This is a genomic window from Streptomyces sp. NBC_01707 (assembly GCF_041438805.1).
Lineage (GTDB): Bacteria > Actinomycetota > Actinomycetes > Streptomycetales > Streptomycetaceae > Streptomyces.
Window position 1 is genome coordinate 8,107,331 of the sequence record NZ_CP109190.1, and the last position, 13,997, is coordinate 8,121,327.

The 13,997-nt window shown below is 71.0% G+C and carries 14 protein-coding genes; 9 read left to right on the forward strand and 5 right to left on the reverse strand.

The window, feature by feature from the left end; genetic code table 11:
* The first annotated feature begins 25 nt into the window (after nucleotides 1-25).
* Nucleotides 26-1,081: a DMT family transporter gene (locus OG963_RS36315; protein ID WP_256223797.1), complete on the forward strand. Its 1,056-nt coding sequence runs from the start codon at nucleotides 26-28 to the stop codon at nucleotides 1,079-1,081.
* Between the two features lie 159 nt (nucleotides 1,082-1,240).
* Nucleotides 1,241-2,197, forward strand: a complete 957-nt coding sequence (locus tag OG963_RS36320) for a DMT family transporter (RefSeq protein ID WP_319739923.1) — start codon at nucleotides 1,241-1,243, stop codon at nucleotides 2,195-2,197.
* A 102-nt stretch (nucleotides 2,198-2,299) separates the two neighbouring features.
* On the opposite strand, the gene OG963_RS36325 is transcribed toward OG963_RS36320, so the two are convergent.
* Nucleotides 2,300-2,995 carry a pyridoxamine 5'-phosphate oxidase family protein gene (locus OG963_RS36325; RefSeq protein ID WP_093777444.1) on the reverse strand — a complete coding sequence of 232 codons (696 nt, stop codon included), beginning with the start codon at nucleotides 2,993-2,995 and terminating at the stop codon, nucleotides 2,300-2,302.
* 35 nt (nucleotides 2,996-3,030) lie between these two features.
* On the opposite strand from OG963_RS36325, the gene OG963_RS36330 reads away from it, so the two are divergent.
* Nucleotides 3,031-4,362 carry an aminotransferase class I/II-fold pyridoxal phosphate-dependent enzyme gene (locus OG963_RS36330; RefSeq protein ID WP_371799839.1) on the forward strand — a complete coding sequence of 444 codons (1,332 nt, stop codon included), beginning with the start codon at nucleotides 3,031-3,033 and terminating at the stop codon, nucleotides 4,360-4,362.
* Nucleotides 4,363-4,395: 33 nt separating this feature from the next.
* Here OG963_RS36330 and OG963_RS36335 read toward each other — a convergent pair whose 3' ends face one another.
* On the reverse strand, nucleotides 4,396-5,421 hold the full coding sequence (locus tag OG963_RS36335; RefSeq protein WP_319739924.1) for a DMT family transporter: 1,026 nt from the start codon (nucleotides 5,419-5,421) through the stop codon (nucleotides 4,396-4,398).
* A gap of 74 nt (nucleotides 5,422-5,495) precedes the next feature.
* On the opposite strand from OG963_RS36335, the gene OG963_RS36340 reads away from it, so the two are divergent.
* Nucleotides 5,496-6,422 (forward strand): LysR family transcriptional regulator, encoded by a 927-nt coding sequence (locus tag OG963_RS36340; RefSeq protein WP_030921648.1) that lies wholly within the window; start codon nucleotides 5,496-5,498, stop codon nucleotides 6,420-6,422.
* Between the two features lie 59 nt (nucleotides 6,423-6,481).
* Here OG963_RS36340 and OG963_RS36345 read toward each other — a convergent pair whose 3' ends face one another.
* Nucleotides 6,482-6,952 carry a pyridoxamine 5'-phosphate oxidase family protein gene (locus OG963_RS36345; protein ID WP_030921651.1) on the reverse strand — a complete coding sequence of 157 codons (471 nt, stop codon included), beginning with the start codon at nucleotides 6,950-6,952 and terminating at the stop codon, nucleotides 6,482-6,484.
* A 136-nt stretch (nucleotides 6,953-7,088) separates the two neighbouring features.
* Here OG963_RS36345 and OG963_RS36350 point away from each other — a divergent pair, with 136 nt between their 5' ends.
* On the forward strand, nucleotides 7,089-7,742 hold the full coding sequence (locus tag OG963_RS36350; protein ID WP_093777450.1) for a cysteine hydrolase: 654 nt from the start codon (nucleotides 7,089-7,091) through the stop codon (nucleotides 7,740-7,742).
* Here the strand turns inward: OG963_RS36350 and OG963_RS36355 are convergent.
* Both OG963_RS36355 and OG963_RS36360 read right to left on the reverse strand, forming a co-directional pair.
* Nucleotides 7,726-8,202: a Rieske (2Fe-2S) protein gene (locus OG963_RS36355; protein WP_371799840.1), complete on the reverse strand. Its 477-nt coding sequence runs from the start codon at nucleotides 8,200-8,202 to the stop codon at nucleotides 7,726-7,728. The two genes, OG963_RS36350 and OG963_RS36355, sit on opposite strands and share 17 nt — an antisense overlap.
* A 65-nt stretch (nucleotides 8,203-8,267) precedes the next feature.
* Complete coding sequence (locus OG963_RS36360; protein ID WP_371799841.1) at nucleotides 8,268-10,418, reverse strand: alpha/beta fold hydrolase; 2,151 nt, start codon at nucleotides 10,416-10,418, stop codon at nucleotides 8,268-8,270.
* 430 nt (nucleotides 10,419-10,848) lie between these two features.
* On the opposite strand from OG963_RS36360, the gene OG963_RS36365 reads away from it, so the two are divergent.
* The 4 genes from OG963_RS36365 to OG963_RS36380 all read left to right on the forward strand — a co-directional run bounded on the left by OG963_RS36365 (nucleotide 10,849) and on the right by OG963_RS36380 (nucleotide 13,885).
* Nucleotides 10,849-11,763, forward strand: coding sequence for a HipA family kinase (locus tag OG963_RS36365; RefSeq protein WP_093777454.1), 915 nt, complete (start codon nucleotides 10,849-10,851; stop codon nucleotides 11,761-11,763).
* Nucleotides 11,760-12,143: a DUF3037 domain-containing protein gene (locus tag OG963_RS36370; protein WP_030921668.1), complete on the forward strand. Its 384-nt coding sequence runs from the start codon at nucleotides 11,760-11,762 to the stop codon at nucleotides 12,141-12,143. Before OG963_RS36365 ends, OG963_RS36370 begins: the two co-directional genes overlap by 4 nt.
* A 203-nt stretch (nucleotides 12,144-12,346) precedes the next feature.
* Nucleotides 12,347-13,108, forward strand: coding sequence for a 3-oxoacyl-ACP reductase FabG (gene fabG, locus OG963_RS36375; protein WP_030921671.1), 762 nt, complete (start codon nucleotides 12,347-12,349; stop codon nucleotides 13,106-13,108).
* Between the two features lie 21 nt (nucleotides 13,109-13,129).
* Entirely contained in the window at nucleotides 13,130-13,885 is a 756-nt protein-coding gene (locus tag OG963_RS36380) for an SDR family oxidoreductase (protein ID WP_319739926.1), read from the forward strand.
* Nucleotides 13,886-13,997: the final 112 nt, after the last annotated feature.

Genomic DNA, 13,997 nt, shown 5'->3' on the forward strand with positions numbered 1-13,997 from the left:
TGACGGCACCTGTCATGATGTCCCGATGCACGCGTCTCAGGGGAGAAGCGCCGGCCTGGGACTAGCCCTTGCCTCGGCGTTCGCATTCGGTGGTTCCGGGGTGGCGGCCAAGCCGCTGATCGAGGCGGGGCTCGACCCGCTTCATGTGGTGTGGCTACGGGTGGCCGGCGCCGCTCTCGTCATGCTGCCCGTGGCCTGGCGCCACCGAGATCTCGTACGCCGTCGGCCGGTGCTGCTGCTGGGCTTCGGACTGCTCGCCGTCGCAGGTGTCCAGGCCTGCTACTTCGCCGCGATCTCCCGTGTCCCCGTCGGCGTGGCGCTGCTCGTCGAGTACCTGGCGCCCGCGCTCGTCCTCGGCTGGGTCCGGTTCGTCCAGCGCCGTCCGGTCACCCGGGCCGCGGCGGTCGGCGTGGTCCTCGCGGTCGGGGGCCTCGCCTGTGTGGTCGAGGTGTGGTCCGGGCTGAGCTTCGACGCCGTCGGGCTGCTGCTCGCCCTCGGTGCCGCGTGCTGCCAGGTCGGCTACTTCGTCCTCTCCGACCAGGGGAGCCAGGACGGCGCGGCGGGCGCGGAGCCTCCGCATCCGGTGGGCGTCATCGCCTACGGACTGCTGATCGGCGCGGTCGTCCTCACCGTGATCGCACGGCCCTGGGGTATGGACTGGTCCCTGCTCGGCGGCAGCGCGGCAATGAACGGGACGGATGTGCCCGCGTGGCTGCTGCTCGTCTGGATCGTTCTGCTCGCCACCGTGATCGCCTATGTCACGGGTGTGATCTCGGTACGGCTGCTCTCCCCGGCGGTGGCGGGTGTCGTCGCCTGTCTGGAGGCGGTCATCGCGACCGTGCTGGCCTGGGTCCTGCTCGGCGAACATCTCTCCGCGCCCCAGCTCTTCGGCGGTTCCTTGGTGCTGATCGGTGCGTTCATCGCCCAGTCGTCGACGCCGAAGGCGCCCTCCGGGCCCGTGGCATCGGGGCCGGGTGAGGCGCAGGGCCAAGGGGAGCACGAGGGCCCCGACGTGGCGCGGGGCGAGGGCCGTACGGCAGTGGCCGAGGACGAGTTGTCCACCGAGCGCGCCGCCACGTAATGTGCTGATCATGCACTTGACCGTACTTCCGCCGCCTGCCGCCTAGCGCGGGCGGCCACCCCTGACGAAGACCGGGCTCGGGCAGTCCCCGAGCGGATCGTCGCTGCCCGCGTGCGGAGCCGAGCGGCCGTCGTCCTGTCTTTCTTGTGGAGAAGTCACGTGTCAAATCCTGCTGCCGGCCTGCCCGTCGGGCGGAGCCTGTTCTATCTGATCGTTGCCGGAGTGGCCTGGGGCACGGCGGGGGCCGCCGCCTCGCTGATCTTCCAGGTCAGCGATCTCGGCCCTCTCGCCCTGTCGTTCTGGCGCTGCGTGGGCGGCCTGGTGCTGCTCCTCGCCGCGCTCGTCCTGCGGCCCCGGCGCACCCCCGCCCCCGCCGAGCCACGGCGGCGCCGACTGCTGCGCATCCTCGGGACCGGTGTCGGCCTCACCGTGTTCCAGAGCGCGTACTTCGCGGCCGTCGAGGCCACCGGCCTCGCGGTCGGGACCGTGGTCACGCTGGGCGCGGGGCCCGTGCTCATCGCGGTCGGTGCGCGGCTGACCATGGGGGAACGGCTGGGCGGCGGCGGACTCGCCGCAGTGGTGGGCGCGCTCGCCGGGCTCGTCGTGCTGGTGCTCGGCGCCGACGGCGGGACGGTCCGTCCCGCCGGGGTCGCGCTGGCGCTGCTCTCCGCAGCCGGTTACGCCGGCATCACCCTGCTGACCCGGTGGCTCGGCCGCGACGGCGGCGGCTCCGACGCGCTCGCCACCAGTGCCTGGGCGTTCGGGATCGGGGCACTCGGGCTGTTGCCGATGGCGGCGGCCGAAGGGCTCGTGCCGCACACGGCGGACGCCGCCCAGGTGGTGTGGCTGCTGGTGTACGTGGCAGCTGTCCCGACCGCGCTCGCCTACGCGCTGTACTTCGCGGGCGCGGCGGTGGTGCGGGCCGCGACCGTATCCGTGATCATGCTGCTCGAACCGGTGAGCGCCGCGGTGATCGCCGTAGCCGTGCTCCATGAGCAGCTCACCGCGGCCACGGTTGTCGGCACGCTGCTGCTGCTCACAGCGGTGGCGGGACTCGCCGTCGCCGAGACGCGCAGTGCGTCGAACGCCCGCCGCCGGGCGGCCGTTCCGGCTTGACGCCGAGAGTCTGGCCGCTGACTGCCGACCGCTGACCGGACGTCAGGACGTCCGGGAGCATGGGCCCACCCCTCGTAGGCGGCCCGCGCTCCCGGACCGCGGTCAGAGAGCAGTCAGATAGTCGGGCACGGCGATGGCAGGATCGAGATCGTCCGACGGCTGCGGCGCACGGTAGCCGTGTGCCAGCGGTACGACGCCCGCCCAGTGCGGCAGCGCGAGATCGTCCGGCTCGTCGTTCGGACCGCCGGTCCGCACCTTCGCGGACACCTCGTCGAGATCGAGCCTGATCACGGCTGTCGCGGCGAGCTCCTTCTCGTTGGCCGGACGGGAGTCGGCGGTCCTGCCCGAAACGACGTGGTCGACGATCGCGTCGAGCGCGGTGCGACGCTCCTGCGGGTCGGTGACCGTACGGGCCACGCCATGAACCACCACGGAGCGGTAGTTGATCGAGTGATGGAAGGCGGAGCGGGCCAGCACGAGACCGTCGACATGCGTCACCGTGAGACAGACGGGCAGACCGGGGTCCGCCTGGCCGGCCGCCCGGAGTGGCCGGGACCCGGTCGAACCGTGTACGTACAGCCGCTCACCGATCCGGCCGAACAGCGTCGGCAGGACGACCGGCGCACCGTCGCGGACGAAGCCGAGATGGCAGAGATATGCCTCGTCGAGTATCGAATGGACCAGCTCCCGGTCGTACGAGGCACGCTCCCGGGAACGTGTGGGGACGGTCCGCTCGGTCGGTTCGTACGGGGCAGTCGCCTCCGGGCCCGTGGTCTGCGGCGGTGCGGTGTCCGGCATTGCCAACTCCATTGCACTAGTGCATAATCTCGTTTGTGCTAGAAGAGTATCGGATCGTCGGGCGACGCGCATCGGAAATTGCCGTGAGTGTGGAGCGTGCGGTCGGGGCGGGCGAGCTCGCTCCGGGGCAAGCGCTGCCGCCCATGCGGGAGTTGGCGGCACGGCTGGAGGTCAATCCCAATACGGTGGCGGCCGCGTACCGCACCCTGCGCGAGCGCGGGGTGATCGAGACGGCCGGGCGCAGGGGGAGCAGGGTGCGTCTGCGCCCCGCCGGTACGGTGCGCGGCTCGCTCAGGGTCGAGGCGCCACCCGGCGTACGGGATCTGGGCGAGGGGAACCCGGACCCGGCGTTGCTGCCATCGCTGGACGGGGCGCTCGCGGCGGCGGCGCGCGCGTACGCGAAGCGGCCCGGAATGTACGGGGAAGCGAGTGTGGATCCGGAACTCGAGGCTCTGGTGCGTGCCGCTCTCGACGACGACGGAGTGCCGGCCGGGCCCGTGGCCATCGCGTCCGGATCCCTGGACGCGATCGAGCGGGTGCTCGTCGCCCATCTCAAGCCCGGTGACGCGGTCGCCGTCGAGGATCCCGGGTGGGGCGCCCTGCTCGACCTCGTACCGGCGCTTGGGCTGCGCCCCGTGCCGATCGCCCTGGACGACGAGGGCCCGCTCCCCGACGAGGTCGAGCGCGCGCTGAACGCCGGTGCCCGTGCGCTCGTGGTCACCGACCGCGCGCAGAATCCGACGGGGGCGGCAATCGGGGCCGCGCGGGCGGAGGAGTTGCGGTGTGTCCTCGCCGGCCACCGTGGAGTGCTGCTGATCGAGGACGACCACGGGCACGCCATCGTCGATCTGCCGCTGCACCCGCTGGCAGGGGCCACGGACCGCTGGGCGTTCGTCAGGTCGGTGGCCAAGGCATACGGACCCGATCTGCGGGTTGCCGCGCTGACCGGGGACGCGGTCACGGTCGACCGGGTCCTGGGGCGGCAGCAGTTGGGGCCGGGCTGGGTGAGCCGGCTGCTGCAGCGGGCCGTGGCGCATCTGCTCGCGACGGGTGCGGTGGACTCCGACGAGGTCGCCCGGGCGTACGGGGAGCGACGGGACGCGCTCGTCCAGGCGCTGACGGAGCGCGGCGTCGAGGCACACGGCCGCAGCGGCATGAATGTGTGGGTGCCGGTGAGTGACGAGACCGGAGCCGTGGCCCGGCTGCTGAACGCCGGCTGGGCGGTGGCGCCCGGGGCGCGGTTCCGGGTCGCCGCGCCGCAGGGGATCCGGCTCACCGTGTCACCGCTCACCGCCGCCGACATCGCGCCGCTGGCCGATGCGGTGGCGGCAGCGGCGGAACCGCCCCGGCCGATGAGCTACGGCTGAGGCGGCCCCTGACGCGTGGCCGGCCTCAAGCGCTCAGGGGCGTGGTGCGGGCTTGGGCGTCCGGGCCCTGCTCTGGGTGAGGGCGGCTCCCGCCAGGACGATCAGCGCGCCGACCGGGGTGTTCCAGCTCAGCTGCTCGCCGAGCACGGCCACCCCGGCCGCGGTGGCGATGACCGGAATGAAGTATGTGACCATCTGCGCGGTCGTCGGGCCGACCTCCTTGACCAGCCCGTACTGCAGCAGCACCGCAAGTCCCGTACCGAGCGCACCCAGGGCTACGACGGCGAGCGTCGGCAGCAGCGGGAAGCCGTCGGGCGCCGACGTGAACAGCGGGGTGACCAGCGCGATCTGCACCGTGCCGAGGAAGAGCTGGCTGCCGGTGAGGGCAAGGGTGGACGAGCCGCTGCCCGCAAGTGTCCGGCGGACATAGATCCAGCCGATCGGATAGCTGAGGGAGGCGAGGAGCGCCATCGCCGTACCGCTGAAGTCCAGTCCGGAGAAGCCCTGCCAGGCGCCCAGCACGGTCAGCACGCCGAGGAAGCCGAGACCGAGGCCGGCCACACGGCGACGGGTCGGCCGGTCCTCGGAGAGTGCGACGAGCGACAGTGCCATGCCCCACAGCGGCGAGGTGGCGTTGCAGATGCCGGCCAGCGTCGACGGGATGGTCAGTTCGGAGTAGGCGAAGAGCGAGAACGGCAGCGCGTTCAGGAAGAACGCCGCGACGGCGAGATGGCCCCAGGTGCGGGCGCTTCGCGGCAGCCGATCGCGGCGCACCACCATGGCGACGGCGAGCACCGCGGTACCGGAGAGCAGGCGGCCGAGGGTGACCTGGAACGGGGCGTACCCCTCGGTGCCGACCTTGATCAGGAGAAAGCTGAAGCCCCAGATGAGCGAGAGCGCCCCGAAGCGGATCCGCCAGTCCAGCGCGGGGCGGCGGGGGGTCGCAGGAACGGGGGCCGGGGTGGCGGCCGTGGTGGAGGCTGTCCCGGTCGGGGCGGGTGGCACGGTGTCGGTGCTCGGCGCGGGATCGGGATCGGTGGTCACGGCAGCGGCGGTCATGACAGTAACAATGACGAATTCAACCGCGTAGGACAAGTGAGACTTCGTGCGAGTGGTCGCGTAGCATTGCTTACATGTTGAACTTGGAGCGCTTGCGGACCCTGGACGCCCTCGCCCGGTTCGGTTCGGTCAGTGGCGCGGCCGACGGCCTGCATGTCACCACGTCAGCGGTCTCCCAGCAGTTGGCGAAGCTGGAGCGCGAGGTGGGGCAGCAGCTCCTCGCCAAGAACGGCCGCGGGGTCCGGCTCACCGACGCGGGAAAGCTGCTCGCCGACCATGCCGCGAAGATCCTTTCCCAGGTGGAGCTGGCCCAGTCCGACATCGAGGCCCAGCGCGGCGAGGTGGTGGGTGAGGTCCGGCTGGCAGCGTTTCCGACCGCGGCGCGCGGACTGTTTCCCGCGACGCTCACCTCACTGCGCGCGGACCACCCCGAACTGAGGGTACGCACAGCAGAATTGGAACCGGAGGCCGGAATCCGGGCCGTGTTGCGGGGAGATTTCGACCTGGCGGTGGTGCTCGACTGGAGCAACAAGAGGCTGCCGGTGCCCGGTGGCCTCACCATGGCCGAGCTGCTCGACGACGCGCCGGACATAGCGATGCCGGCCGACCACCCGCTCGCGGGCCGGGCGGAGGTCGACCTGGAGGACTTCGCCGACGACGACTGGATCTCCTGGCCGGAAGGTGAGTTCTGCCACGACTGGCTGATGTTCACTCTGCGTTCGAAGGGCATCGAACCGCGCATCGCCCATCTCGCGGGGGAGCACCACACCCAGCTCGCGCTGATCGCCGCCGGGGTGGGCGTCTGTGTGGCGCCCCGGCTGGGCCGAGGGGTGGTACCGGACGGGGTACGGCTCGTACCCGTACGGCAGAAGATGCGGCGTCATGTGCACGCGGTGTGGCGGACGGACGCGGATCGCCGCCCGTCGATCAGGGCAGCAGTCATGGCGCTGCGGGCGGCGGGCCGGGAGCTGGACGCACCGGTGGACGGCGGCGGGGACTGACCCGCGCGGAAGGCGCCGCGCCCACGTCGGGGAGACGGGGGCGCGGTGGCGCCGGTACCTCAGCCCAGGTCCGCCAGCTTCCGGAAGTCCCACGACGTTACCGTCTGCGGAGTCAGCCGCAGCCACGCGTGTCGTCCGTCGTGCGGCATGACGTCCATTCCGAAGTACTTGGCCGCGAACAGCCTCTCCGGCCCTACCAATTCGGGGCAGTCCTCGCCCGTGCGCGGGGCCTCGCCGACGAAGACCGCCTCGCCGGACAGCTCGACGCCGCGCAGCTCGCCGTACTCGGCGCCGTCGTCGACGACCACAGCCATCCTCGGGTCGTGGCGCAGCTGGGACGAACGCAGGCTCCGGGTGATCGAGTACAGCCACAGCGAAGCGCCGTCCCAGACGAACCAGAGTGCGCCGATGTGCGGGCGGCCGTCCGCGGAGACGGTGGCCACCCGGCAGGTGCGCTGCTCCGCGAGATATGTGTCGCGTTCTGCCTCCGTCATCATGATCCGACGGCCCCGTCGCTGGATGACGGTCATGGGACGCCTCCTTCGGCTGGCTGACCATGTGTCAGAAATCATGGAGCCTCTTCCCTCCTGGCGCAATGGTCGTTAGCCTCGCGCGCCCGGTCCGTCAGGAGAGGTCCGTCACCTCGAATTACCGAGAGGGGCAGCCGTGCCGCCCAGAGAAAAGCTTGCCGAGCAGCTCGATCCTGCCACCACCGTCCTGCTGACGGTCGAGTGCCAGCAGGGTGTCGTGGGACCGGACAGCGCACTGCCCGAACTCGCGAAGGAAGCCCTGGCCTCCGGTGCCCTGCACAACGTCGCCCGACTGGTGGCCGTCGCCCACGGGGCCGGAGTCCAGGTGCTGCACGCGGTCGCCGAACGACGCCCCGACGGGCGCGGCGCCAACAGCAACGCCCGCCTCTTCAGGGCTGCCGGCCGACTGCCGGTCCAACAGCACTCCGGCACCACGGCGGTCAGGATCGCCGCTCCCATCGAGGTGGCGGACGAGGACATCGTCGTACGCCGACTCCACGGCCTGTCGCCCATCGCCGGCACGGACGTGGACGCGCTGCTGCGCAATCTCGGCTGCCGCACCCTCGTCGTCGTCGGGGTGTCCGCCAACGTCGCCATCCCCAATGCCGTCTTCGACGCGGTGAATCTCGGTTACACGGCGGTCGTGCCGTCCGATGCCATCGCGGGGGTGCCATCCGACTACACCCCCGCGATGATCCGCAACACGCTCGCGCTCGTTGCCACCGTCACCACCACGCCGGAGGTGCTGGGCTGCTGGCAGAGCCCCCGAAGGGCTACGACGCGAGCATGATCGAGTCGCCCTTGACCGTGATCGTCGCGGCGGGCAGCGGCTCGGTGGCGGGACCGGCCGACACATCGCCGGTCGTCGCGTCGAACTTGCTGCCGTGACAGGGGCAGTTGATGGTGCCGCCCGAGATGCTCGTCACCGCGCATCCCATATGGGTGCACTTCGACGAGAACGCCTTGAACTCCCCTGCCTTCGGCTGCGTCACCACCACACCCGCGTCGGCGAAGATCTTCCCGCCGCCCTCCGGGATGTCCGCGGTCTTCGCGAGAACGGTCCCGCCGTCGCCGGCGTCGTCGTCGGCGCCATCGCCGGTCGCACCCTTGGCCGGCTCGACGGTACGCGAGCCACCCGAGTCCTTCGAGCTTCCGCACGCGGTGAGTACGGCAGCCACCCCGGCCGCACCGACGCCTGCCACAACGGTGCGACGCCCGAGACGGACCTCGTGCTCCTGCGATGCGCTCATGCTGGCTTTCCCTTCCGCGGTGTTCATGACTTCGACCAGGGGTACGCGCCGCCGGGACCTCGTGTTCAATGGATCAGGGATTTCGCGAGGAAGTCCCGTTCCAGCAGCAACAGGTTGCTCGCCGTCTCCTCCTGCGTGACCAGGTGACTCGTTCCGGAGAGCGGCAGCACGGTGTGTGGCCGCCCCGCGGCCAGCAGGGCTGCGGAGAACCGCAGCATGTGGGCGACGGCGACATTGTCATCGGCACATCCGTGCACCAGCATGAGCGGCCGCGTCAGCCGGTGCGCCTCGGAAAGCAGGGAATTGCGCTCGTACGTCTCCGGCTCCACATCCGGATGGCCGAGAAACCGTTCCTCCCAATGGGTGTCGTACAGCCGCCGGTCGGTCGGCGCCGCACCCGCGACGGCCGCGTGGAAGACCTCCGGGTGACGCAGCACGGCGGCGGCCGCGAGATAGCCGCCGAACGACCATCCGCGCATCGCCACCCGCCCGAGGTCCAGCTGCGGGTACTGTGCCGCCGCCGCGTGCAGCGCGTCGATCTGATCCTCCAGAACAGCCGTCAGCCGGTCGCCCCGCACCGACTTCTCCCAGGCCTCGCCCCGCCCCGGAGTGCCACGACCGTCCGTCACCAGCACCGCGAACCCCTGCTCGGCGAACCATTGGGCGGTCGCGGCCCACCAGCTGCGCACCGGCAGGACCAGCTGCAGGCCGTGGCCCGCGTAAGGGCTGAGCAACACGGGCAGCGGTCCGTCTCCCGGCTGGTGCCACGACGGCAGATACAGGTTGCTGCGGAGCTCGCGCACCCCGAGTTTCAGCGTGCGTGGCCGCAGGGGGACCACGGGAGCCTCGGCGAGCACCGCGATCCGTCCCACGGGTGCGCCGTCACGGAGCACGGTCACCGTCTGTCCCTCCGGGGTGCGGCTGTCGAGCACGACCGTGGGGCCGCCCACCGCGGCGGTGTGCACGCCCGGCGCCTGGGTCAGACGCAGGGGGGCGTCCCCGGGCGTCCCGGCCGCGTACGACCAGACATGGATCTCCGTCGGCTCCTCGCTCGCGGTGAAGAGCACCCGCTCGCCGATGGCGCCGACGACCTCACGGACCTCCAGTCCCGGCGGTGTCGTACGGCCGCCGATGTCCAGCCCCTGGGTGTCGCCGCCCGGCTGCGCGGGAACGACGAGCGCCCCGGACGGAAGGCGCAGCGGCGTTCCCGTCCGGAGTGCGACCCATGCGCGGTCATGGGCGCGGTGCAGGGGCAGGGTCTCTCCCGTGGCCGGATCCACCGCCAGGACGTGCACCGAACGCTGGTCGCGCGTCTGTACCGAGACCACGGGCCCGCGCATGTCCCAGTCGGCCGTCGCGACGTACTCGAACGCCGGGTCCGTCCACGTCGCTACGGGGTGGTCCGGTCCGGCCGCCTCGGGCAGCTGGACCACGACCCGCTCGCCCGACACCCGCACGACATGCAGCGACACCTCCGCGTTCGCCGTGCCGGCCGCCGGATATGCGATCACGCGCGGCGGCCGCTCCGGATCGGCCGGATCACTGAGGTACCTGCGCTGCACCATGGACGTGTCGACTCGCGCCACCAGCAGCGCATCACCGGACGGCGACCACCAGTAGCCGCGCTGTCGTCCGAGCGACTCGGCCGACACGTGGTCGGAGAGCCCGTACGTGACGTGCTCCGAACGCTCCGGGGCGGCCGCCACACGGTCGTCCGTCCCGTCACTCCGTACGAGCCGTAGCGCGCCCCCGCACACGTACGCGATCAAGGAGCCGTCGGGCGACGGCCGCGGATCGACCACCTGGCCCGCGGTGGCGATCCGGCGCGGGGCGGTGCCGTCCGTCCGCACCACCCACAGCTCGCCCCGGAGTGCGAAAGAGGCGATCCGGACGTCCGCGTCCGTCCCGTACGACACCACCCCCGACGACGTCTCGCGGGCCCGCTCCCGGCGCGTCAGCTCCTCCTGAGGCACCGCGTCCCCGTCCCCGTCGTCGCTCCGCACGGCCGCCGGGTCGGCGAGCATCCGCTCCGCACCGTCCTCGTACAGCCACAACCGGCTCACCGGGTCGGTGCCGCTCGTGGTCCTTATGAACAGCACCCGTTCGCCGTCGGGTGAGACAGTGAACTGCCGGGGCACTCCGAGCGAGAAGCGCCTGGTACGGGCGGACTGCAGCGGCAGGCCGCCGGTGGTCCCGGCGGCTTCGTCCATCGTCATTTCGGTGTTCCTCCTGGTGGTGATCGGCTGCTCTCGGCAGCTGCTTCGATCGGCTGGGAAATCCGTTCCGGGCATGGCCGGCGCACCCCAGGGCCCTGAGGCGAGGTCACATCCCTGAGCGTCCTCGGCAGTGGCTTGCCGCCCGCGACAGGGGTGACGTCCAAAGCCGTGGGCGACGGCACCGGCCCGACCCCTCGTGTCGGGCGGATCGGGCTCGGTGACGGTCGCCCTGCCGTCGGCGCCGTCACGTCCTGCGTGATCATCGAGGCGCGCGGCTGCCGGGGCACAGACCGACGGTCCGCCGGGCAGCGGGGGAGCGAAGTCCGGAGCCGACACTCCGGGTTTTCCCCAGGCCCCGTGCCGGGCTCCGGTGGCGGCCGTACTTCGGTCCGCACCGTTGCCTGGTTGTCGGGCCCGATAGCCTGGGAAAATGCTCACAGAAGTCACCGCGACCCGCTACGTCACACCCCTGAGGGAAGGCGGATCCCTGCCTGGAATTGTCGAGGCCGACAATTTCGGCACCTACGTCATGAAGTTCACCGGCGCGGGACAGGGCCGCAAGACCCTTGTCGCGGAGGTCATCTGCGGGGAACTCGGCCGGCGGCTGGGACTGCGGGTCCCGGAACTCGTCACGATCCAGCTCGACCCGGTCATCGGGCTCGCGGAGCCGGATCAGGAGGTGCAGGAGCTGCTCAAGGCGAGCGGTGGGCTGAATCTCGGAATGGACTATCTGCCCGGTTCGATCGGGTTCGATCCGCTCGCGTACCAGGTGGACCCGGCAGAGGCCGGAAAGATCGTCTGGTTCGATGCGTTGATCAACAATGTCGACCGATCGTGGCGGAACCCTAACATGCTGGTCTGGCACGGCGATGTCTGGCTCATCGACCACGGTGCCACGATGATCTGGCACCACAACTGGCCGGGTGCGCAGGCGTCGGCCGCCAAGCCGTACAACGCCTCCGACCATGTGCTCGCGCCCTTCGGCCCGGACATCGCGGCCGCGGCCGCCGAGCTCGCCCCGCTCGTCACCGAGCAGTTGCTGGCCGAGGTGACCGCCGAGGTGCCCGACGAGTGGCTGGTCGACGAGCCCGGCTTCGACACGACCGACGCGCTGCGCCGCGCCTATGCGGCGCCGCTGCTGGCACGCGCCGCCACCATTCATGAGCGGATCTCGATGGACGCGCCCACGAAGACCAAGCCGTCCCAGGCGCCGGGGTGGCTCACCGAGCACCTGGCACCGTGGCCGCACCCCACGAAGAAGGATCGGGCCGAGAGGGCCGCGGCCGAACAGGCCGGTTCGGATCTGGCCGGTACCACGCGAAGCAGCAAGGACGGTGGCCGGTGAGCAAGCGCGAGGTCTTCGAGTACGCGCTGCTGCGCGTCGTGCCCCGGGTCGAGCGCGGTGAGTGCTTCAACGCGGGTGTGCTGGTGTACTGCCGCGCCAAGTCCTTCGTGGCCGCCCGGACCCATCTCGACGAGAACAAGCTGAAGGCCCTGGACCCGCACGCCGACGTGGTCGGCGTACGAGCGGCTCTACGGGCCGTCGAGGGGGTCTGCGACGGTGGCGACGCGGCCGGTCAGGCCGCCTGTGACGATGCGGGCCGGCGCTTTCGCTGGCTGATCGCCCCGCGCTCCACGGTCGTTCAGCCGAGTGCGGTGCACAGCGGTCTCACCACGGATCCGGAGGCCGAGGTCGAGCGGCTGCTCGACCTGCTGGTGCGCTGATCCGGCACCTGTCGGCGCCTGCCCTGCCCAGCTCGGGCAGCGGCGCCGACAGGTGTGACATGCGCTGTCGTCCCCGTGGGCCGTTGACACCGGGTGCCAGGGCTTCTAGCGTCTCGTCTGCTGAAGGTACTAAGCGGTTGCTCAGTTATCGGGAACTTCCTGACGTCCGCTGAGCCGCGATCCAAGGGCGAGGAGAACCAAGCATGTCCACCACCGAGCAGCGCGTCGCCATCGTGACGGGAGCGGCGCGGGGCATTGGCGCCGCCACCGCGGTACGCCTGGCGGCCGAGGGCCGCGCCGTCGCCGTACTCGACCTCGACGAGGCGGCCTGCAAGGACACCGTCGAGAAGATCACCGCCGCCGGGGGCACCGCCCTCGCCGTCGGTTGCGACGTGTCGGACAGCGCCCAGGTGGAGGCCGCCGTGGCGCGTGTCGCCGCCGAGCTCGGCGCCCCGACGATCCTCGTCAACAACGCGGGCGTGCTCCGCGACAACCTGCTCTTCAAGATGAGCGAGTCCGACTGGGACACCGTGATGAACGTGCACCTGAAGGGCGCGTTCCTGATGGCCAAGGCCGTCCAGAAGCACATGGTGGACGCGAAGTTCGGCCGTATCGTCTCGCTGTCCTCCTCCTCGGCGCTCGGCAACCGCGGCCAGGCCAACTACTCCGCGGTCAAGGCCGGTCTGCAGGGCTTCACCAAGACCCTCGCCAAGGAGCTCGGCAAGTTCGGCATCACCGCCAACGCTGTCGCGCCCGGCTTCATCGTCACCGAGATGACGGCGCAGACCGCGGCCCGGGTCGGCATGGGCTTCGAGGAGTTCCAGGCCGCCGCGGCCACTCAGATCCCCGTGCAGCGCGTCGGCCACCCCGAGGACATCGCCAACGCGATCGCCTTCTTCACGGGCGAGGAGGCAGGCTTCGTCTCCGGTCAGGTCATGTACGTCGCCGGCGGACCGCTCAACTGACCCGAAGGGGCAACGGAGATCATGACTGTGCAGGACAGTGGGAAGGTCGCGCTGATCACGGGCGCGAGCCGGGGGATCGGTTACGGGATCGCCGAGGCGCTCGTCGCCCGCGGTGACCGGGTGTGCATCACCGGGCGCGGCGAGGACGCGCTCAAGGAGGCCGTCGAGAAGCTCGGCTCCGACCGCGTCATCGGCATCGCCGGAAAGGCGCACGACGAGGCGCACCAGGCAGTGGCTGTGGAGCGGACCATGGAGGCGTTCGGACGCGTCGACTTCCTGGTCAACAATGCCGGTACGAACCCGGTCTTCGCCCCGATCGCGGAACTCGACCTGGCTGTTGCCCGCAAGGTCTACGAGACCAACGTGATCTCGGCGCTCGGCTTCGCCCAGCAGACCTGGAAGGCCTGGCAGAAGGAGAACGGCGGGGCGATCGTCAATATCGCCTCGGTCGCCGGTGTCTCCGCCTCGCCGTTCATCGGCGCGTACGGCATGAGCAAGGCCGCCATGGTCAATCTGACCCTTCAGCTGGCGCACGAGTTCGCACCGGCCGTGCGGGTCAACGCCATCGCCCCCGCGGTCGTGAAGACCAGGTTCGCCTCGGCGCTGTACGAGGGCCGTGAGGCGGAGGCCGCCGCGGCCTATCCGCTCGGCCGGCTCGGTGTCCCCGAGGACATCGGTGGCGCAGCCGCGTTCCTCACGTCGAACCAGTCCGACTGGATCACGGGACAGACGTTGGTGGTCGACGGAGGCATCTTCCTGAATGCGGGTGTGGGCTGAGCACAGCCTGAGCCGGTTTGGCCCTGATTGCCTCAAGTGCCTCGTCGGGCCTAGGGATTGACCCGACGGGGCGCTGCGGTATGGTCTGCCGACCCATGGCTGATCGAGGAGC